The organism is Neisseria sp. CP9, from assembly GCF_047758525.1.
Lineage (GTDB): Bacteria > Pseudomonadota > Gammaproteobacteria > Burkholderiales > Neisseriaceae > Neisseria.
Genome location: NZ_CP180502.1, coordinates 56,021 through 76,239, shown reverse-complemented (window position 1 = coordinate 76,239; position 20,219 = coordinate 56,021). Strand labels below are relative to the sequence as shown.

The 20,219-nt window shown below is 44.8% G+C and carries 22 protein-coding genes and 1 pseudogene; 4 read left to right on the top strand and 19 right to left on the bottom strand.

Annotated features, from left to right (window positions below; genetic code table 11):
* Window positions 1–20 precede the first annotated feature (20 nt).
* Window positions 21–1,139, bottom strand: coding sequence for a methyltransferase (locus ACMYUL_RS00305; RefSeq protein ID WP_070514059.1), 1,119 nt, complete (start codon window positions 1,137–1,139; stop codon window positions 21–23).
* A gap of 427 nt (window positions 1,140–1,566) precedes the next feature.
* Here ACMYUL_RS00305 and ACMYUL_RS00300 point away from each other — a divergent pair, with 427 nt between their 5' ends.
* Window positions 1,567–3,360 carry a 2-isopropylmalate synthase gene (locus ACMYUL_RS00300; protein ID WP_070514060.1) on the top strand — a complete coding sequence of 598 codons (1,794 nt, stop codon included), beginning with the start codon at window positions 1,567–1,569 and terminating at the stop codon, window positions 3,358–3,360.
* Window positions 3,361–4,018: 658 nt separating this feature from the next.
* Here ACMYUL_RS00300 and ACMYUL_RS00295 read toward each other — a convergent pair.
* Entirely contained in the window at window positions 4,019–4,354 is a 336-nt protein-coding gene (locus tag ACMYUL_RS00295; protein WP_070513041.1) for a hypothetical protein, read from the bottom strand.
* Window positions 4,355–4,490: 136 nt separating this feature from the next.
* Here ACMYUL_RS00295 and ACMYUL_RS00290 point away from each other — a divergent pair, with 136 nt between their 5' ends.
* The gene (locus ACMYUL_RS00290) at window positions 4,491–4,976 is read left to right on the top strand and encodes a hypothetical protein (protein WP_070513044.1); all 486 of its coding nucleotides are present in this window, start codon (window positions 4,491–4,493) and stop codon (window positions 4,974–4,976) included.
* Between the two features lie 112 nt (window positions 4,977–5,088).
* Here the strand turns inward: ACMYUL_RS00290 and purE are convergent, their stop codons facing one another.
* The 4 genes from purE to ACMYUL_RS00270 form a co-directional block, all read right to left on the bottom strand.
* Window positions 5,089–5,574 (bottom strand): 5-(carboxyamino)imidazole ribonucleotide mutase, encoded by a 486-nt coding sequence (gene purE / locus ACMYUL_RS00285; protein ID WP_003778018.1) that lies wholly within the window; start codon window positions 5,572–5,574, stop codon window positions 5,089–5,091.
* Window positions 5,575–5,651: 77 nt separating this feature from the next.
* The gene (locus tag ACMYUL_RS00280; RefSeq protein WP_107812757.1) at window positions 5,652–6,392 is read right to left on the bottom strand and encodes a tetratricopeptide repeat protein; all 741 of its coding nucleotides are present in this window, start codon (window positions 6,390–6,392) and stop codon (window positions 5,652–5,654) included.
* Window position 6,393: 1 nt separating this feature from the next.
* Window positions 6,394–7,062 carry a class I SAM-dependent methyltransferase gene (locus tag ACMYUL_RS00275; RefSeq protein ID WP_415771471.1) on the bottom strand — a complete coding sequence of 223 codons (669 nt, stop codon included), beginning with the start codon at window positions 7,060–7,062 and terminating at the stop codon, window positions 6,394–6,396.
* Between the two features lie 12 nt (window positions 7,063–7,074).
* Window positions 7,075–7,260, bottom strand: coding sequence for a DUF3460 family protein (locus ACMYUL_RS00270; RefSeq protein ID WP_003761287.1), 186 nt, complete (start codon window positions 7,258–7,260; stop codon window positions 7,075–7,077).
* 401 nt (window positions 7,261–7,661) lie between these two features.
* On the opposite strand from ACMYUL_RS00270, the gene ACMYUL_RS00265 reads away from it, so the two are divergent.
* Entirely contained in the window at window positions 7,662–9,032 is a 1,371-nt protein-coding gene (locus tag ACMYUL_RS00265) for a polynucleotide adenylyltransferase PcnB (protein WP_415771469.1), read from the top strand.
* 351 nt (window positions 9,033–9,383) lie between these two features.
* Here the strand turns inward: ACMYUL_RS00265 and ACMYUL_RS00260 are convergent, their stop codons facing one another.
* From ACMYUL_RS00260 to ACMYUL_RS00250, 3 genes are all read right to left on the bottom strand, one after another.
* Entirely contained in the window at window positions 9,384–9,656 is a 273-nt protein-coding gene (locus tag ACMYUL_RS00260; protein WP_415771467.1) for a hypothetical protein, read from the bottom strand.
* A 22-nt stretch (window positions 9,657–9,678) separates the two neighbouring features.
* On the bottom strand, window positions 9,679–10,395 hold the full coding sequence (locus ACMYUL_RS00255; protein WP_415771465.1) for an S-methyl-5'-thioinosine phosphorylase: 717 nt from the start codon (window positions 10,393–10,395) through the stop codon (window positions 9,679–9,681).
* Between the two features lie 84 nt (window positions 10,396–10,479).
* Window positions 10,480–11,550 carry an AI-2E family transporter gene (locus tag ACMYUL_RS00250; protein ID WP_415771463.1) on the bottom strand — a complete coding sequence of 357 codons (1,071 nt, stop codon included), beginning with the start codon at window positions 11,548–11,550 and terminating at the stop codon, window positions 10,480–10,482.
* 205 nt (window positions 11,551–11,755) lie between these two features.
* Here ACMYUL_RS00250 and purM point away from each other — a divergent pair, with 205 nt between their 5' ends.
* Entirely contained in the window at window positions 11,756–12,790 is a 1,035-nt protein-coding gene (purM, locus tag ACMYUL_RS00245) for a phosphoribosylformylglycinamidine cyclo-ligase (protein WP_415771461.1), read from the top strand.
* A 90-nt stretch (window positions 12,791–12,880) separates the two neighbouring features.
* Here the strand turns inward: purM and ACMYUL_RS00240 are convergent, their stop codons facing one another.
* The 10 genes and pseudogenes from ACMYUL_RS00240 to ACMYUL_RS00195 all read right to left on the bottom strand — a co-directional run bounded on the left by ACMYUL_RS00240 (window position 12,881) and on the right by ACMYUL_RS00195 (window position 20,216).
* Window positions 12,881–13,372, bottom strand: a complete 492-nt coding sequence (locus ACMYUL_RS00240) for a hypothetical protein (RefSeq protein ID WP_342031359.1) — start codon at window positions 13,370–13,372, stop codon at window positions 12,881–12,883.
* Window positions 13,373–13,627: 255 nt separating this feature from the next.
* Window positions 13,628–13,765, bottom strand: coding sequence for a hypothetical protein (locus ACMYUL_RS00235; protein WP_415771459.1), 138 nt, complete (start codon window positions 13,763–13,765; stop codon window positions 13,628–13,630).
* Window positions 13,766–13,848: 83 nt separating this feature from the next.
* The gene (locus ACMYUL_RS00230; protein ID WP_415771457.1) at window positions 13,849–14,244 is read right to left on the bottom strand and encodes a hypothetical protein; all 396 of its coding nucleotides are present in this window, start codon (window positions 14,242–14,244) and stop codon (window positions 13,849–13,851) included.
* A gap of 699 nt (window positions 14,245–14,943) precedes the next feature.
* Window positions 14,944–15,186, bottom strand: a complete 243-nt coding sequence (locus tag ACMYUL_RS00225; RefSeq protein ID WP_246830416.1) for an RHS repeat-associated core domain-containing protein — start codon at window positions 15,184–15,186, stop codon at window positions 14,944–14,946.
* Window positions 15,187–15,991: 805 nt separating this feature from the next.
* Window positions 15,992–16,522: a hypothetical protein gene (locus tag ACMYUL_RS00220; protein WP_342031362.1), complete on the bottom strand. Its 531-nt coding sequence runs from the start codon at window positions 16,520–16,522 to the stop codon at window positions 15,992–15,994.
* Window positions 16,523–16,715: 193 nt separating this feature from the next.
* Window positions 16,716–17,249: a hypothetical protein gene (locus ACMYUL_RS00215; protein WP_342031363.1), complete on the bottom strand. Its 534-nt coding sequence runs from the start codon at window positions 17,247–17,249 to the stop codon at window positions 16,716–16,718.
* 356 nt (window positions 17,250–17,605) lie between these two features.
* Window positions 17,606–17,980, bottom strand: a complete 375-nt coding sequence (locus tag ACMYUL_RS00210) for a hypothetical protein (RefSeq protein ID WP_070514432.1) — start codon at window positions 17,978–17,980, stop codon at window positions 17,606–17,608.
* A 114-nt stretch (window positions 17,981–18,094) separates the two neighbouring features.
* Window positions 18,095–18,673 (bottom strand): annotated as a pseudogene (locus ACMYUL_RS00205) (RHS repeat protein); the annotation flags it as partial.
* A 107-nt stretch (window positions 18,674–18,780) separates the two neighbouring features.
* Window positions 18,781–19,107, bottom strand: coding sequence for a hypothetical protein (locus ACMYUL_RS00200; RefSeq protein WP_038149889.1), 327 nt, complete (start codon window positions 19,105–19,107; stop codon window positions 18,781–18,783).
* A 261-nt stretch (window positions 19,108–19,368) separates the two neighbouring features.
* Window positions 19,369–20,216 (bottom strand): IS630 family transposase gene (locus ACMYUL_RS00195; protein ID WP_099048405.1). Its coding sequence is split into 2 segments (ribosomal slippage): window positions 19,369–19,901 and window positions 19,901–20,216, totalling 849 coding nucleotides; the frame shifts between segments, so codons are not numbered across the junction.
* Between the last annotated feature and the right edge of the window lie 3 nt (window positions 20,217–20,219).

Genomic DNA, 20,219 nt, shown 5'->3' with positions numbered 1-20,219 from the left:
TCAGACGACCTAATTGTATATCAGGACTTCGCTTTCAAACGATAGAGATATGTGGTTTCCCGATTGCGGGCGAAGGCGAGCGGGTCGGATTCGTCGGCGGCTTTGCGGTGGCGCGGTTTGGTTTTCAGAATATCGGCCACTTCTAAAGAGGTCGTCTGAAAACATTGTTCCAGAAAATCGCGGTCGCGCAGGTGTAGATGTTCCGCCAAGTCGGAAATGATTAACCACGCTTCACCTTGCGGGTTTAAATGTTGCCGCACGCCGTTTAAAAAGGCGGTCAGCATGGCGTTGTCGGGGTCGTAGAGGGCGGTTTCGACGGCAGAAGTCGGTTTGGCGGGCAGCCACGGCGGGTTGCAGACGATCAGGTCGGCGCGTCCTTCGGGAAATAAATCGACAGCTTTGACGGCGACTTGTTTGTCCAGCCCCAAGCGGGCGAGGTTGGCGGTTGCGCAGGCGATGGCTTTGGGGTTGGTGTCGGTGGCGGTGATGTCGGGAATGCCGCGTTTGGCGAGGATGGCGGCGATAACGCCGGAGCCTGTGCCGATGTCGAACGCCGTCTGAATATGGGGATTCAACGGCGCTTGGGCGATTAAGTCCAAATATTCGCCGCGCAGGGGTGAGAACACGCCGAAGGGAACATGGATTTTGCCGCCAAGCTGCGGAATGTCTATGCCTTTTTTGTGCCATTCGTGTGCGCCGATAAAGCCCAAAAGCTGGTTAAGCGGCAGTAAAAACGGCGTGTCGTTTGGCTCGGCGTACACATCGGCAAGGGCGGCGCGGACGTCGGGCGCGCGCGGGTTGCTTAACTGAAAACCCGCGCCGATTTCGACGGCAAGCATGTTCAACACACGGCTTTGCTGCGCCTGTTTCATGCGGTGGGTGTGGAAGGTCGTCTGAATATCGGCAAGCGTGTTTTTTGTTTTTTCAGACGGCCTGCGGACGCGTTTTTTCATCGCCGCCAACACTTGCTTGGCGTTGTGGAAATCGCCCGTCCAAACGGTTGCCGTTTGGGCGTGGGCGTTTTTCAGAATATCGGCGGCATTGCTTTCATGCACATAAACCGCCTGTTTGGGCGGCTTCTGCGTGCTTTCGTTGCGCCATTCGGCAGCGGCGCGGTCGGTGGGGATAATGGGAAACATGGCGGGAAGGAGGAAGGGAAACCGGCGGCAAGTTTACTATAGTGGATTAAAATTGCAATGATACGGCGTTGCCAACGCCTTTATGTACTACCCGTACACGGCGGGCGTTGCCGCCTTGTCTCATTTTTATTTTAATCCACTATATATTTCGGCTTACGATGTATTGCCGTTATGGTGTGCAGGACATTCAAAATAAGCGAGCGTAGTTTGGGCAGTGATGCCTATTCATTTTTTAGGGGCAGTTATGTGTCGCCTGCCTTTTTGTACTCAGATATTGAAATAAAATTGGACAAAATGTATAAAATAATTCTGGATTTAAAAAGTAAATCCGTATTTTTAGAAAAATAGATTGTCGTTTTGTCTAAAATGCGTATAATCCCCTTCCAAAGCAAACCATAATTTCGATAAAGTTTGGACAAGGAACATCATGCAATTAGACATTGACCGCTTAGTTGCTTATTTCGGCGGCGTGAATGCACTTGCCGAAGCGTTGAAACAGTACGACCCCGAAAATGCCGCAACAACTGCCGCCATCTATAAATGGCGCACGCGCGGGTCGCTGCCTTTGGCGCAACTGCAAAAGCTGACCGCGCTGGCGGAAGCGCAAGGCAGGCCGCTGGATTTGAATGCTTTTTTACAAAAAAACGAATCTCTGGAGAGAACAGAAATGACACAGACCAACCGCGTAATTATTTTCGATACCACCATGCGCGACGGCGAGCAGTCGCCCGGTGCATCCATGACCAAAGAGGAGAAAATCCGCATTGCCCGCCAGTTGGAGAAAATGGGTGTGGATGTGATTGAGGCCGGTTTTGCCGCAGCCAGCCCGGGCGATTTCGAGTCGGTCAATGCGATTGCCAAAATCATCACCAAATCCACAGTCTGCTCGCTGGCGCGTGCCGTTGAAAACGATGTGCGCAAAGCGGGCGAAGCCGTTTCCCCCGCGCCGAAAAAACGCATCCATACCTTCATCGCCACCAGCCCCATCCACATGGAGCACAAACTGAAAATGAAGCCGCAGCAGGTCATTGATGCGGCGGTCAAAGCAGTGAAAATCGCCAAAGAATACACCGACGATGTGGAATTTTCCGCCGAAGACGCCGTGCGTTCGGATTTGGACTTCCTCGCCAAAATCTTTACGGCGGTTATCGAAGCGGGCGCGACCACCATCAATATTCCCGATACCGTCGGCTACTCCATCCCTTCCGTGTGGTACGAGCGTATCAGCAACATCATCAAAAGCGTGCCCAACGGCGACAAAGTAGTCTGGTCGACCCACTGCCACAACGATTTGGGGATGGCAGTTGCCAACTCGCTGGCCGCTGTTCAGGCAGGCGTGCGTCAGGTGGAATGCACCATCAACGGCTTAGGCGAACGCGCGGGCAATGCCAGCCTTGAAGAAATCGTGATGGCCTTGAAAGTGCGCCACGACCTTTTCGGCTTGGAAACCGGCATTGACACCACGCAAATCGTGCCGGTATCCAAACTGGTGTCCACCATTACTGGCTATCCGATTCAGCCCAACAAGGCGGTGGTCGGCGCAAACGCCTTTGCACACGAATCAGGCATCCATCAGGACGGCGTGTTGAAACACCCCGAAACCTATGAAATCATGACTGCCGAATCGGTCGGCTGGTCAACCAACCGCCTGACCTTGGGCAAATTGTCCGGCCGCAGCGCGTTCCGCAGCAAACTGGCGGATTTGGGCATCGAGTTGGAAAGTGAGGAAGCGCTGAACGCCGCGTTTGCCCGCTTCAAAGAACTCGCCGATAAAAAACGCGAAATCTTCGATGAAGACCTGCACGCGCTGGTGTCCGACGAAATGGGCAGCATGGGCGCCGAAAGCTACAAATTCATCTCCCAAAAAATCAGCACCGAAACCGGCGAAGAGCCGCGCGCCGACATCGTGTTCAGCATCAAAGGTGAAGAAAAACGCGCTTCCGCCACCGGCTCCGGCCCTGTCGACGCGATTTTCAAAGCGATTGAGAGCGTGGCGCAAAGCGGTGCGACTTTGCAGATTTACTCCGTCAACGCCGTAACGCAAGGCACGGAAAGCCAAGGCGAAACCAGCGTCCGTCTGGCACGCGGCAATCGCGTCGTCAACGGACAAGGCGCAGATACTGACGTATTGGTCGCCACTTCCAAAGCCTACCTCTCCGCCTTGAGCAAACTGGAATTCGGTGCCGCCAAACCGAAAGCGCAAGGCAGCGGTACGATTTGAGTTTAGATAACTTGATTTTTAAAAGCAAAAAGGTCGTCTGAAACCGGATTTTGGGTTTTCAGACGACCTTTTTTTATTTTTTCACAGAACCGAACAGGGGAAAAAGGTTAATCAAACACAGTAAAAAATACAAAACGAGTATTAGAATCAGCCATAAATTTTTAAGTTTTATACTTGAGTAAATGATATGAAACAATAAATCTAGGTCGCCTATTAAATGGACAAAAAAATACGCTGTAAGGATGAAACAGAAAATGCCAATAAACTTTCTTCCTAATAGAAAGAATAGAATAGAAATATTGTTTATTATAAAAAATAATTTAATAATCATGGGGTTGTTGTTTATTTCACCTTGTAAATCGGATAAATTATAGACATCCCCATCAGTTATATAGTCTATGATGTAAAATTCATCAGTATTAAGGAGAAATGAAAACGAAATAAGTAGCAATAAAATGAGGTAATTAATTGGTTTTATAAATTTTATACTGAAAATACGGTTTGCCATCATGCTCCCATTCGTTTTATTTTTTCTGTGTATTTTTTATAACGTATTCCTGCCTGAAAAGAAGATTAGTAGACATTGAAAAAATCAGTACATCATAAAAAATCAAACAACATCAAATTTTAAAAGGATTGCTGATTTAAGTGCAACCCCTTATTGAAGTTTCATCAGTCGGTCTTGTTCGACTGACAATACGCCGTTTATCTTTTGGAAATAAGCAATGGCATCTTGAATATTGGTTTTGGCTGATGGACGAATGGCAATTCCGTGCAGGTTTTTGTATTCGTAAACCAAACTTGCGCCGGAATCTTTCACTGCCTTCATCAATGAATCTGAGCCGATGCCTTCATCGTAGAAAATAATCAGATTGCCCGTTGTGGCTTGTACTTGTCGGGTGGGGACTGCTTCAGTCGCTTGGGTCGGTTTGCTTGGGCTTTGACAGGCGCAGAGCAAGGCGGAGAGTAGGATAAATGCAAAAGTTTTGTTCATTGTTGTTCAGAGGGTTGAGTGATTAAAAAGGTCGTCTGAAAATGAGGTAAACAGAAATTATGGAAGATAAAGTTAGAAAGATAGCTAAATCTTTAGGTTATTTAAATCTTCAAGTTATAAAAGGATAAAGGAAATAATGAATTTAAATAGTACATATAATTTTTCACTCAATCAATATAACTTCTATTTTGAGATAAATTGGGAATTTAATTTTCTGTATTTAGAGAAATTTAATCAGTGTAGTCAAGTCTATATTGATTCTGGTTTTTATATCAATTTTGGAAATGGTCTGTCTCTATATATTGCCGGTGAAGAAGACTATGGCAATTTATTAGATTTTATAGAATTTGTCTCAGATAATAATCAAGACGAATTAAGCTTTGAATCACATACTGCTAAGATTAGTAAGAAGAATAATATCTTGAATATGAAATTTAAGAAAAATAATATACTAAATATGGAGGAGTTAGTTGGCAAAGAAAGAAATATAAATATAAATTTCAGTCATGAGTTATATACTGAATTAAATTCTTTAGTATCGAAAATTCAGGATGACTATAAAAAATTTTCTTCTAATTTAGAAGTAATTAAAAAGATTTGGTTTGGAACTGACGCAGATTAGCAGTTATATCCAGCGATTGTCACGCACAATATAAAAAGCGCAGCTGGTATGGTCGTCAAAATACAAAGATTTCTATTTGCCTTTCAGACGACCTTCCCAGCAATCTCGATGGTTATGCCTCAGGCAGTTCCATGTCTAAAACGGTTTGTTCCTGCTTGGCGCGAAAGTCGGCAAGTTTTTGAGCCAGCTCGGGGTTTTCGTTGGCAAGCAGTGAGATGGCGAACAGGGCGGCGTTGGCGGCTCCTGCTTCGCCGATGGCGAAAGTGGCGACGGGAACGCCTTTGGGCATTTGTACGATGGAGAGCAGGGAGTCTTCGCCGCGCAGGTATTTGCTGGGTACGGGTACGCCCAATACGGGGACGGTGGTTTTGGCGGCAACCATGCCGGGCAGGTGCGCCGCGCCGCCTGCGCCCGCGATGATGGCTTTGATGCCGCGTTCGCGGGCGGTTTCGGCGTATTCGAACATTAAATCGGGGGTGCGGTGTGCGGACACGACGCGGGCTTCGTATTCGACGCCGAACTCTTTGAGAAACTGCGCTGCCTGCTGCATGACGGGCCAGTCGCTGTTGCTGCCCATGATGATGCCGATTTTGGCCATATTTGCTCCTAGTGTATAAAACGTTATTCAATGAATGATTTCAGACGACCTTTGAATATGGGAGGTCGTCTGAAAAGTTATCGTTGCTTGATGCTGACGGCGGCACGTTTGGCGGCGGCGCTGCCGGGGTAGCTCTGTATCAGTTTGCGCCAGGTGTTGCGGGCGATGTCTTTCTGTTGCAGCTTGTATTGGCATTGCCCGATGCTGAAGAGCGCGTCGGGGGCTTGCGGGCTGTTGCGGAAACGGTTGGCGAAGCGTCCGCCGATTTCGATGACGGATTCGCAATTGCCCATGCGCTGTTGGCTTTGCAGCAGCAGATACATATTGCGTCGGGCGCTTTCGCTGCCGTTGCCGCCGTCTGCTCCTTTTAAGACTGCGGCCGCTGCGGCGTAATTGTTGCGCTGATAGTATTTGAGGGCTTGGTTGTAGAGGCGGGTTTCGTTTTGGTCGGCAGAGTCGGCTTCTGAAGGCGCGGTGCCGCCGTTTGCCAGATAGGTGCTTTTGAGTTTTTGGTCGTCCAAACGTTGGGCGGGCACTTTCCTATTGGTGTGACGCGGGGTTTTGTTTTGTTTTTCAAGTTGTTGCAGGCGCTGGTTGGTGTTTTCCATTTCGCGCTCCAAACGTTCGACCTGCATACCCAAGCGTTCGATTTGAGTCATCGTGTTCAAATCGGGATAGGGAATGGCGGAGGATTCGGCTGCGGCGGTGGGAATATCGGGCAGCATGAAGGTGTCGCCGGATTTGGGTTTGGGGGCGGTAGAGGCGCAGGCGTTGAGCAGGAGGATACCGGCAAACAGAATGGGAAGGGTTTTGTTCATTTTATTTTTTAAGCAGCAAAGTCAGACCGTCGCCGACGGGCAGGGTAATGGGTACGATGCGGGAATCGTCGGGCAGGTTGCGGTTGAAGGACTGGAGTATGTTTAGGCTGGGCGGGGCATCGCGTTCTGCTTCACCCATAACGCGCCCGTTCAGCAGGACATTGTCGATGGCGATAACGCCGCCGCTGCGAACCAGTTGCAGGCAGCGTTCGAAATATTGCGGGGTGGGCGGTTTGTCGGCATCGATCAGCGCCAAGTCGTAGCTGCCTGATTCGCCTTGGCTTATCAAGTCGTCCAGGGTCAGCAGGGCGGGCTGGAGGTGGAGGGTGATTTTATGGGCGACTTGCGCTGCCCGCCAGGTTTCGCGGGCGATATCGGTAAAGGTGACGTTGATGTCGCAGGCGGTAATTTTGCCATGTTCGGGCAGGACTAAGGCGACTGTGGTGCTGCTGTAACCGGTAAACACGCCGATTTCCAGATATTTTTCGGCTTTGAGCAGGCGCGCGAGCCAAGTCAACAAGGCTGCCTGTTCGCGGGCAATCGCCATTTTCCCTAAACGGTGGGATTGCGTGCGCGAACGCAGGGCGGTCAGGACGGGATGCTCTTTTTCGCCGATGCTGTTGAGGTAGTCTTGCAGCGCCGGGTCGATATTGTGTGTCTGGGTGGTCATGCCGTTTGGCCGTCAGTCTTGGTAGTAGGTATAAGGTTTTTTGGCGACTTTGGCGGCTTCGAATTCTTTCTGTTCTTGAGGGTCCAGCTCGACATCCCACAACAGATGGCGGTTTTCAAGGCGTTGTGTTTCCAGCTGCGGATTGTCTTCGATGAGTTTGTCGAGGAATTGGGTGGCTTCGGATTTGTAGTGATACATGATACGGTTCCGTGCAGGTTTGCGTCAGCCTTTTATTATAACTGATAACGCCGTTACGGTTTTTAGATATTCGACTATATAGTGGATTAACTAAATCAGGACAAGGCGACGAAGCCGCGGACAGTACAGATAGTACGGAACCGATTCACTTGGTGCTTCAGCACCTTAGAGAATTGTTCTCTTTGAGCTAAGGCGAGGCAACGCCGTACTGGTTTAAAGTTAATCCACTATATTTTCAGGGTTTATAGTGTTTCGGGTATAATGCCGCCTTATTTTTTAATGCGGTACGGCAGGTCGTCTGAAGCCTTTGCATAATATTTTGCTCGTATTCCAGGCAGAATATTGCGCAAAGGCTTCGCCGCCGGTTTCAGACGACCTTTTTTTATTTTGGAAAGAGTTTTATGTTGAAAAAATGGTTGCATAAAGTTTTACCCGGAAAGCAGCCGAAGCAAGTGCCTGTGGCGAAGGAAATCCTTCCTTTCGACAGGCACCACATCAGTGCGGATATGTTGAGTTTTGCGGCGGAAAAAGTTGTCCGCCGTCTGCATGACGAAGGTTTTCAGGCTTATGTTGTCGGCGGGGCGGTTCGCGATCTGTTGCTGGGTGTCGAACCTAAAGACTTCGACATCGCCACCGATGCGACGCCGGAACAGGTTCATAAGATTTTCCGCAGAAGCCGCATCATCGGCAGACGTTTTCAAATCGTCCACGTCATGGTCGGTCCCGAAACCATAGAGGTCACGACCTTCAGGGGCGGCGGCAAGGTGCAGCAGAACGCGCACGGCAGGATTATGAAAGACAACACTTACGGCAGCATGGAAGAAGATGCCATGCGCCGTGATTTTACCTGCAACGCACTTTATTACGACCCGATTAAAGAAGAAATCGTCGATTTCCATCACGGCGTCAGCGATATTGCCGACCGCAAGTTGGTGATGATCGGCAATGCGGCAGAACGTTATCAGGAAGACCCTGTCCGCATCCTTCGAGCCGTGCGGCTGTCGGGCAAACTTGGGTTTGAAGTGGAAGAAAACACCGCCGCGCCGATTCCGGAGCAGGCAGGTCGTCTGAAACACGAACCCGTAGCGCGTCTGTTTGACGAAATCATGAAGCTGCTGTTTTCCGGTTATGCCAGAGAATGCCTGAAACAATTGAATACTCTCGGCGTTTCAGACGACGTCCATCCGCTTCTGACTGCGCTCAAATCGGCCGCAAAACCTGAAAACCGCATTATCTCCCTCGCCTTGAAAAATACGGACGAACGTTTGCGCGCAGACAAATCCGTGTCGGTGGGCTTCGTTCTCGCTGCCGTATTGTGGCCGGTTTTGAACCGTCATTGGCAGGACAACATCAAACGTGGTCAAAAGCCTGCGCATGCTTTATCCGAAGCGATGAACACTATGCGTGAAACGGTGGAAAAAGGCTGGGGCGTGCCGCAGCGTTTTGCCGCGACCATGAGGGAAATTTGGCAGCTTCAGCCGCAATTCGATTTCACACGCGGCGCGCGTCCGCACAAAATGCTGGCACAAGCGCGTTTCCGAGCGGCTTATGATTTTCTTGTGTTGCGCGGAGAGGTCGGCGAAGTGGAGCGGGATTTGGTCGAATGGTGGACGAAGTTCCAACATGCGGATGTGGAAGCACGCGCGGAAATGACGCTTGCCACACAACAGCGCCGACAACACGGACAAGGCGATGGTGCGGACGGTAAGCCTAACCGCAAACGCCGTCGTTCGCGTAAGAAAAAACCGGCGGCGGATAAGCCGGAATCATGAATCGGCGGATAATAAGCGGTTCTGTCTTATTGGTTTGTTATTTGCTGCAGGACTGAAGTGTTGGTTTGAATGCCAAATTGTTTCTGCCGTATCTATCTTAATGATAAGGTCGTCTGAAAATTTTCAGACGACCTTTTTGCGTGGTTTGAAGGATAAAGGGAGAAGCCTCAACATAGTGTGTACATTCTGTACACACACTATAGTGGATTAAATTTAAACCAGTACGGCGTTGCCTCGCCTTGCCGTACTATTTGTACTGTCTGCGGCTTCGTCGCTTTGTCCTGATTTAAATTTAATCTACTATATGTCAGGATTGGAGACGGCTTATTACTCACAGGATATGTATTCAAATTATCTACTTTGAGTCAGTAAAATAGTTTGACAACTTTCCATTGAAATATACACACATACGTCATTTAAAGTAGAAACATCCATCCAACTCGTATTGACTATTTCTTCATAAAAATAAATCAAATAGCATGGCAAATCCTTGCAAAGAATATTCTCATGAAATTCAATGTGGCATTTGTAAATATCAATATTTAATTCTTTGGCAAAATCTTCAGCATCTCTAATAGCTTGAAAAAGGATTGATGAATGTTTTTGAGAAATTTCAAAAATCATACTTTTTTCATTCCCTCAGCTTTTACAAACCCGCAAGCAAACGGCGGATTTTGCCGATGGCAAGCTCGGTTTCCAAGCCGCATTTCGCCCCTTCCGTCCCTCCGCTGAGGCAGCGGATGTCGGTGATGCCGCAGAAGTGGGCGTATTGGATGCCCAGTTCGCGGGCGAGGACGGCTTCTGGCATTCCGGTCATGCCCAATACGTCCACGCCGTCGCGGCGGTAACGTTGGATTTCGGCGCGGGTCGGCCAGCGCGGGCCTTGCAGGCAGCCGTAAACGGCTTGGGTGTATAGAGGCATTTGGTGCTGTTGCGCGTGTTCGACGATTTTTTCGCGCAGTTCGGCGGTGTAGGGGTCGAGAAAATCGGTGTGTACGACTGGTTCTTCCTGTCCTTCAAAAAAGGTGTCTTTGCGGCCGTAGGTGTAGTCGATCAAATCGTCGGGCAGGACGAGCGCGCCGTTTTCAAAGCGGTCGTTGATGCTGATGACGGAGGAAACGGCGACGATGTATTCCGCACCTATGGAATGCAACGCCCAAATGTTGGCGCGGTAGTTGATTTCATGCGGCGCGACGGTATGGCCGAAGCCGTGCCGTGCGAGGAAGATGATGTCCTGACTGCCCAGTTTGCCGCTTAAGACGGGGCTGCTGGTCAGTCCGTAGGGGGTGCGGACGATTTTACGGTCGGTGATGCTCAGTTCGGGCAGCTTGGTCAGGCTGCTGCCGCCGATGATGGCTAACATGTTTTCTGTTCCTTTATGTGTTTGCAAGGAGAAACAAAGGTCGTCTGAAAACCCATATCCGTTTTCAGACGACCTTTTGCCCTTTTACTTGTGTTTGTAAAAACGGCTGTGGAAATAAGCATTCACACCTTCGCGTAGCAGGACTAAGGTTACGGCGGCAAGCGGCAGACCGGCGAGCATACCGACGAAGCCCATGAGTTGTCCGAAAGCCATCAACGAGAAAATCACCCAGAAAGGCGACAGACCGATGCGGTCGCCGACGATTTTCGGGGTAACGATAAAACTCTCGAGGAATTGTCCGATAGCGAACACTACCCACACCATAATCAGACCGTTCCATGTGCCAAATTGCAGCAACGCCGCGACGGTTGCTAGCAAAAGTCCGGTAAATGCACCCAAATACGGGATAAACACCAAAATACCGGCAATCATACCGATGGCGAAGCCGGAATCCAGTCCGACCAACATCAGCCCGATCCCGTACACCAGCCCCATAATCAGCATCACCATCAACTGCCCGCGCAGGAATTCGCCTAAAACTTCATCCATATTGCTTGTAATGCGCGTATAAGTGTCGATAAAGCGGCGCGGAACTAAGGCGCTGATGCCGTAAGACCAGCGTTTCCAGTCCAAAAGGAAATAATACAGCAAGAGCGGCAGCAGGATCAGGTTGCTCATGCCGCTGATGACGTTGCCGCTTTGGCGCATCAGCGTCGGCATCCAAGCCTTGAGCGTGTTGCTCATTTCGCCGGTATGCGATTGCAACCAAGCAATGACCGACTCCTGATCGATTTGCATATAATCGCCTGCGGCATTGTTCAGCCAAGGCAATAGTTTGTTTTGCGTAAAATCGACGATTTGGGGAATGCGGCTGACCATATTGTTGAACTGATTGATCAGCATAGGCACGATAATCAGCATCAGCAGCAGTAAGAGCAGCAAAGCCAATACCATCACAATCATCGAAGCCGGGGCGCGTTTGATCCGTTTTTTCTGCAACCATTCCACGAGCGGATTCAATACATAAGCCAATACCGCCGCCACAATAAACGGCGTCAGGATATCGCCCAGCGCGTACAGCAGCCAGACAAAAGCCGCAATCACGCAGCCCATAATGATCCACGGCTTCATGCCGCGCGTTTTTTTCTGATACATAAAACCTTTCCATGTGTGTTTTAGCGGGAGCCGCCGCAATTGTTTTCAGACGACCCCTAGCCGTCCAGTATAACAGAATAAATGAGGTCGTCTGAAACCTCAGATTGTTTACAAAATCACCGAAAAATCCAAGCCCGCGCCTGCAAAATAAGGTAAAATACGCCCCATCGTTTTTCCGTCCCAATCACGATTAAGGAACCCATTCATGAGCACTTCATTGAGCTACCGCGACGCAGGCGTGGACATTGACGCCGGCGATCAACTGGTCGAAAACATCAAACCTTTTGCCAAACGCACCATGCGTCCCGAAGTGTTGGGTGATTTGGGCGGCTTCGGCGCATTGGTCGAAATTAGCAAAAAATACAAAAATCCCGTCCTCGTCAGCGGCACCGACGGCGTAGGCACCAAGCTCAAACTCGCCTTCGATTGGGACAAACACGACACCGTCGGCATCGACCTCGTCGCCATGAGCGTCAACGACATTTTGGTTCAAGGCGCAGAACCTTTGTTCTTCCTCGACTATTTCGCCTGCGGCAAACTCGATGTCGCCCGCGCTACCGACGTAATTAAAGGTATCGCCCAAGGCTGCGAAGAATCCGGCTGCGCCCTCATCGGCGGCGAAACCGCCGAAATGCCCGGCATGTATCCCGAAGGCGAATACGACTTGGCGGGCTTTGCCGTCGGCGTGGTCGAAAAAGAACGCGTCATCAACGGCCGCAGCATCAAAGCGGGCGACATCGTGTTGGGTCTGGCTTCCAACGGCGCGCATTCCAACGGCTACTCCCTCGTCCGCAAAATCATCGCGCGCGACAATCCCGATTTGGATGCCGAGTTCGACAACGGTAAAACCCTTCGCGAAACCATCATCGCCCCGACCCGCCTGTATGTGAAACCTATCCTAGCTGCTTTAGAAAAATTCACCATCAAAGGCATGGCACACATCACCGGCGGCGGCATCACCGAAAACGTGCCGCGCATCCTGCCTGAAAACACCGTCGCCCAAATCGATGCCAAAGCATGGGAATTGCCCAAGCTGTTCCAATGGCTGCAACAGGCAGGCAATGTGGAAACGCAAGAAATGTACCGCACCTTCAACTGCGGCATCGGCATGGTGATCGTGATTGCCGAAGAAGATGCTGATGCGGTACAGGCATTCTTAACCGAACAAGGCGAAACGGTTTACCGTTTGGGTAAAATCCGCGAGCGCAACGGCGACGAACATCAAACCCAAGCCGCTTAAATCAAAAGCCTGAATCTAAATAAAAGGTCGTCCGAAATTAATTTCAGACGACCTTACTGTACGGTTTGATCTTTATATGGTTTACTAAGTTTATGTGCTTTCTAGATTTTTCAATAATTGACCAGCTTCTTCCTTAGAGATTTCAGTAATATAATCGCTCTTGATAGCAAACTTAAGTAATTCTATTATCTTATGATAATCCCTCTTGTTTTTCCTATTAATTAAGAATTTTGCATAATCAAGAGCTGCATCTCCATCATTTAATTCTAATATTGCTTTATTCCACCAAAATTTAGCCTGCCTTATATTACCTAAACCGGCATAAAGTGATGCAATATTAGAACATACCCCACCACTTTTCCCTTCATATTGCCAACTTTTTCTATACCATTTAAGCGCCAAAAGTGGATTTTTTTGAACCCCATATCCAAGATCATATAAAACTGCTAAATTATTATAACAATTAACATCTCCTTGCAAAGCTCCGTTCTTTAAAAAATAAAAAGCTTTTTGATAATCTTCATGTTCAAGAAAATAACTAGCTTGTAAAAAATCATCAGTATGATAATCGTCATTACACATAGAACCCATCCTTAACATTTTATTTTTAGGGGGCAGCATTATAAGAAAGAGCCCATTATCGTGTTCGATGTCAGCGATGACCTCGTTGTCACTATAAATCGCGCCAGTCGGTATCGGGCAATCCGTTTCGGGTGCTCTCTTCCTTGCTCGACACTTTCTATTGGTGTTGGACGATGAGTCAGCCGTTTTCGTCGTAGTCGAATCAGGTGATGCTTTGGCTGTTGGTTGCGCGGACGAGGTTGCCTTCAAGTCGTATCAGTAAACGGTTTCCTGAACCTTGTCGCCACTGTCGCGGGCGAGGGTGTGGATTAAGCGTCCCAATATATCGCGTTTGAATTCAGTAATCCCAGTGGGGTTTGGGCTTCGAGGTCGTCTGAAAAGCGGAAAACGCATCTGTGCGTACCGCACACACTCTACGTCGGGATTGGGTGCATACGGACCACTAATTACCCTATATTTATATTTCTCATTATTTATTAAAATACTGTAACTGATTCGACTTTGTTATTTTCAAACCAAAATATCGCTCTAATATCATCACAATCTACGCTATCATATTTATCTAAAACTAAAGAATCATAACCAAAAATTTTTTTTATTTCTTCAATATCCTTGCTAATTAAATTTATATCTTTGTAAAAAAGATTATTTTTTATTTCCATTCCTGCAAATTGGCTATTTTTTTCAAAGTAAATTAATGATTTAATTCCATTTTCTTCAAAAATAAAAGAGTCATAAATATCTTCATTTTCTGAAAAAATATTTGCATTTAACTCATCTAATATTTTCTTATAATCAAGATAAATTTTATCAAAATACAATTCATTAATTTTAATTGTAGGGATCCAATTCCATTTTTTTGTTTTCATCATCTTCTATTATCTTTCATGTGATATAATTCACCTTTCTCATTTATTCTCTTTGGGTGTTTTAAAAATTTTCTTAAATTTGCAGATAAAATTATATAAAATAAATATATTTATAAAAAGGCTAGTTGATCCGTAAGTAAAGTGTATTATTCTTCGATAAAAGATATTATCAACAGTAGGATTCAGGTTTAGTCCAAAATAAGTAATAATATCTTCTTCAATAATGGACCATGGAAGTGTTATAGTAATATTAATTAATTCTAAAATCCAAGGGCTTATTATAAATAAGATTATATATATAAATAAATATAATAAAAAATATTTAAAGATTTTCATAAAATTACCGGTTTGTAGATGTTTTTAATGGTTTTATTGGTAGATAGTGGATTTTGGCAAGTTCAGGTCCCAACGCTTTATAGAAAAATCAGGATGAAGAATTAGGATCATGTTGGATATTTTTAGATGTATTCATAAGAGTGTCATCGCACCTTACCATACAGTTATATTTTTCTAATTCTGAATATGAGAATTGTTCCCTACATTTAACATAGCAAATATCATGTTGTCTACAATCTATATCCAATACTCCCATTGGTTCGACATAATATCCATTATTTTCTCGAAGTTTACTGTATTTTTCTTCCATCTTTGTCCAGTCTGGTCCACATCAATTCCCATAATATCTAAACCAATCTAATGTATCTATCTATTTCGTAGTATCCGGTACAAAAGCATAAAAATTAATATCTCAAAATAACCTAATCGGATACTGACCCCAAACCGGTCTGCATCAGGTTCGTAATACCTGAAGAGGTTGTAATATAGCCCTGATTCACGGTCGGCATACTGGTTTTGCAGGCGGAAGGGTTGATAATTGATATCCGTTACCTTGATTTCCTCTTTCAGATGACCTTTGCTGCCTTGCTCAGAGGGGGGACAATTCAACCTAAAGGATCAAGTTCGTAGTGGCTGACGAGTCTACCTTGAATACGCTAGATTTAGCGATGCAGTTCATCTCGTTCGGTGTCGGTGATAACGGGTGATTTGATTGTTTTCGTTGTTGTTGAAGTAGGAGGAGGTATGGGGAAAGATTGTCTGGCAATTGATTTCAGACGATCTTGGTGTTTATTGGGTCTCGACCCAATCTACGGCTACTATTAGGTTATAAAGAAGATTCTAAATATAAATAAGCAGGCTATTACATCTAAAAACAAGCAAATTATAACAAATAATAATAATTGAATAGTTTGGTTTTTTGCTATCAATGATGCTAAGCATTTTGATAAAAAAATAATACTTAAACTTAAAAAGTAATAGAATAGAGTCTCTAATATTCCTGAAATATAATTGCTTATATTTATATCATAATTATTTAGAATGAAACTAATAAGTCCTTTCAGTTCCCTGGTTAAGAACAAAATAAATAATAGGTTTAAAAATGACGAGATAAGTAACTTCAACATAGTATTTTATAAGGAAACACAACGTTGTTTACACAACAGGTTGAGAAAAATAAGCCGGTAAGACCTCAAAAGGTGTATCTCCTTTCAAGCTCTTCTGTGGCTTTACCGTATTATAAAAATTCATAAAGCGGCACAACTCCTTTTTCCAATGTTCCGAATCTCTAAAGGAAAATTTATCATGCCAAATCTCTATCAAGATGAGAGCACTCGATCTAACCTACAGCTTAAATCAATATTTGCAACTTTCGAGATTAACTCAAGCGACAATATCTACGCTTACTTGGCGGTTACCCATCCCTGCGAATATTACCGTAATTCTTTAATAAGACATTTATAAACTCTTCTCCAAACTCTTTTATTAATACCTTCTCCATAGCCTTAAATCTTTCAATGTCTACAAACCAATCTCGATCCATCATATTGAATAATCTTATAGATTCTTTTTTTGAGCTTTGAAATGCAAAAACGCCCCAATTAATAGGTATATCCTGAACCGCAACCCAATTTAAATCAGTATCTGCCATAATAACTCCACTGTTACCATAATCATTCAGACTGCCTGTTATTCTTTGTATATTTTTTATTAAATTATCATGTTCAAGAATCCAGTTTTCCACAATAATATTAAAATCACAATCTAAAACATTAACTTGCTTATTAAAGCCACCTAAATCTAATAAGTCAGAAAATTCCTCAAGAAACTCTAAATCCATTCCAAGCCCAAAATCAAAGAACAAAAAAGTATCATAATTTGGTATTAAAAAATTGTTGGGTAAAGAAAAATTCTTCCCAATAAAAATATCATATATTTTTTTCATAAACATTTCCTTTGTAACTATTTTTAAATCTAATTTTAATTCGCCGTCTTGATCCATTGCGGAAAACCATTGCTGATAGCCGACTGATTTCCATCCATACCTCCTCCAGTATTTTTTGGATAAAAATTATAGAGAAGGTCGTCTGAAAATTGATTTTAGACGATCTTGATGTTTTGTTGGGTCTAGACCCAACCTACGCTTGCTTGCTACGAATATTACCGTAATTGCTTAATAAGATATTTATAAACTCCTCTCCAAACTCTCTTATTAATACCTTCTCCATAGACTTAAATCTTTCAATGTCCACAAACCAATCTCTATTCATCATATGGAATAATCTTATAGATTCTTTTTTTGAGCTTTGAAATGCAAAAACACCCCAATTAACAGGTATATCCTGAACCGCAACCCAATTTAAATCAGTATCTGCCATGATAATTCCATTATCATCATTAATGTCCACATAACCTATTATTCTTTTTATATATTTCAATAAATCATCATGCTTAAGAATCCAGTTATCTACAATAATATTAAAATCATAATCAAAAACATTAACTTGCTTATTAAAGCCACCTAAATCTAACAAGTCAGAAAAATATTCAAGAAACTCTGGCTCCATTCCAAGCCCAAAATCAAAGAACAAAAAAGTATCATAGTTTGATGTTAAAAAATTGTTAGGTAAACAAAAATGCTGTCCAATAAAAATATCATTTATTTTTTTCATAAACATTTCCTTTGTAATTATTTTGTAAATCTAATTTTAATTCGCCGTCTTGATCCATTGCGGAAAGCCATTGCTGATAGCCGACCAATTTCCATCCATACTTCCTCCAGTATTGTTTGGATAAAAATGATAGAGAAGGTCGTCTGAAAATTGATTTTATATGACCTGGCATTTTTTGGGTCTCGATCCAACCTACGCTTGCTGAAAACACCGTTCGGCGGTTTCAGACGACCTTTTTACACTTCATATTTTTACACTTTATAAATAATTTGGAGTAAGAAGCCGCGTGCGTGCCTTGGGACACGCACTCTACATATAGGTTATGGTTTGCTAGGGGGGGGGGCACTCAAGGTTTGTTATTCATACCAAATACCATTTCCATCACTTCCATAGTCAGGATTGAGAAGCAAGAAATTAACAATATCCGATATTAGTAATGGAGAGGATAAGTCATCATATTTTTTTATTATATGTGATGCTTTTCCATTGGAATAATCACAAATAACTCCTCCCTTTTTTACGATGTTAACCATTACATCCTTTAATATTTCAATAATCTCGCAATTTGATAATTCAGGAAAATCATCTTGTATGCCGGCCTTGGTTCTCCATAGCCAAACTTCATCATCTAATATTTCGTTACTCCTTTTATCAATATAATCATTTAAATCGCGGTATCCTTTAGCTTTTAACTTTTTATCAATATATATATGTTCTCTAGTATTATGCATAATAAAAATCTCCTAATGTTATATCATTTTTGATGGATTTTAAAATTTCGTGGAAGCCTTTTGACATTGAAATCCAGTGTTTCACCATGTCTTGACGAGTGCCTAATGCCAAATTTATCTCCATTTGGTAATCCTGCCCAGTTTGTCGTACTCGAACCGGGTCGTACCCGTCCGTTGGTCGGTGCTGTGGGTCAGGTTGCCGGTGCGGTCGTAGCCGTAGCTGCGTTTGACGGCGGTTTGGCCATAACCCGCCGCTACTTTGTTTTTGCCTTTACCGCCTTCCGCCAGGTCGTTGAGGGTGGCGATTTGCCTTTTCAGACGACCTAAGGGGTCGAGTTCGTAACGGCTGGCGAGTTTACCTTGTGTGCGGTAGATTTCACGGTGCAGCTTGTCGCGTTCGATGTCGGTGACGACTTCGTCGTCGAGGCTGATTTGGTGCAGGTGGCCGCTGCCGTAGTACAGGTAGTTGATCTGTCTGCCGTCGGGCAGGACGGTGGCGGTGCGGTTGCCGTTGAAGTCGTAGTGGTAGCGGACGGTTTCGGTAACGGGCAGGTACAGCATGTCGTACTGCGCATCGCGCCAGTCGGTTTGGGGCAGGCCGTTGCGGGTGTTCTCTTCTTTAGACGGCACCTTCCATTGGTGTTGGGCGATAAGTTGGCCGTTTTCGTTGTAGTCGAAGCAGGTAAGGGTATGCGTATAGGGAAAGGTCGTCTGAAGGTTATTTCAGACGACCTTATTAGGCTGTTGGGTCTTGACCCAACCTACAGTCACTGACACTTTATGCAAATATAGCTTGCATTTTAAAGTTCATCCAACACTCGGATGCTATCCGTGTCCTTAGTAGTTAGTTTTTTTATATCGACTTCAAAAAAACTAAGTTTCTTATTTTTGATTGTATAGTCATACATTTTTTTGTGGGTTTTGTCAAAAACATATCCTGTATATGAGTTGGCAATCTTCTGATTTTCAATAAAATCCGTGATAAATAAATTATCTTTTGATACATTTAACTCTGTCAAAAGTTGTCTAAACACATCAGGAAAATCTATTGAAAAACTCTCTGTTAACTCTTTTATATCCTGAATAAAAATATCATTTGGCATTTCATCCAATTCTATCGGCTTCATATTGGACTCCTTTAATTTTAAATAAATTTAAAAATATTAAATACTAACAGTGTCTACTCTTAATTGGGGTTATGATACGCCTCAGTATCCCTGCTCTTCTCGCTCCTTTCTCGCATCTGCCACACATTGGTTTTGTAGCTCCAAGAGATTTAATTTTAGCTCCTCTTTTTTTCGCTTCTCGTATAAGTTGACGTTCAGCATCATTTAAGTGGTTGCCATCTTTCCCGCTTCTTCCTGCTGAATGTAAATTTTGTATTATAGTCAATTAAAATCAAAATAGGACAGTAACGCATCGTCAAATCGGGCGTAATCAGACAATACGGTTCGCAGATACCGCTTAATATTCGCCCACACCTTCTCAATCGGGTTGAGCTCAGGTGAATAAGGTGCAAGAGGCAATACCTTATGTCCCCATTTTTCCGCCATTTCCCGTAAGACACCCATACGGTGAAATCGTGCATTATCTAAAATAATCACCGATTTTTGAGTCAATGCGGGCAGTAGGCATTGCTGAAACCACGCTTCAAAAAAGACCCCGGTCATCGTATTTTGATAAACCATCGGAGCAATCAGCCGGTTGCCGACTTGTGCGGACACCAGAGATAAGCGTCGGTATCTTTTTCCACTTATCTGCGCTTTCACTATTTGCCCTTTCGGGCTGCGGGCATAGGGACGGAACAGGTAGCGGTCAAATCCTGTTTCATCCAAATAAACACGTTGGTAGTCAGAAAATTCGGCCAGCTGTGTTAAATAATGCGTTACTTTGGCCGGATCTTGTTCTTTGTAAGTGGTGGTCTTTTTTTGCGCGTCATCCCCATCTGTTTGAGTGCATAGCAAACGGCGGCTGGCGTACAATCAAAATGTTTGGCGATTTCATGCAGATAGGCATCCGGGTGTTGCCCAACATATTGAGCCAGTTTTTGCCTATCCAATTTGACGGCATTTAGACCGGTAACTTGATGTTTTAGGCTGCCTGTTTGTTTTTTAAGGCGAATCCACAGGTAAAGCGTGTTTCTTGACAAGTTAAACGTTGCTGCGGTTTGGCTGATGTTTTTGCATTGTTCGTAATAGTTTAAAGCTTTGTTTCTTAAGTCCGCAGAGTATGCCATGGT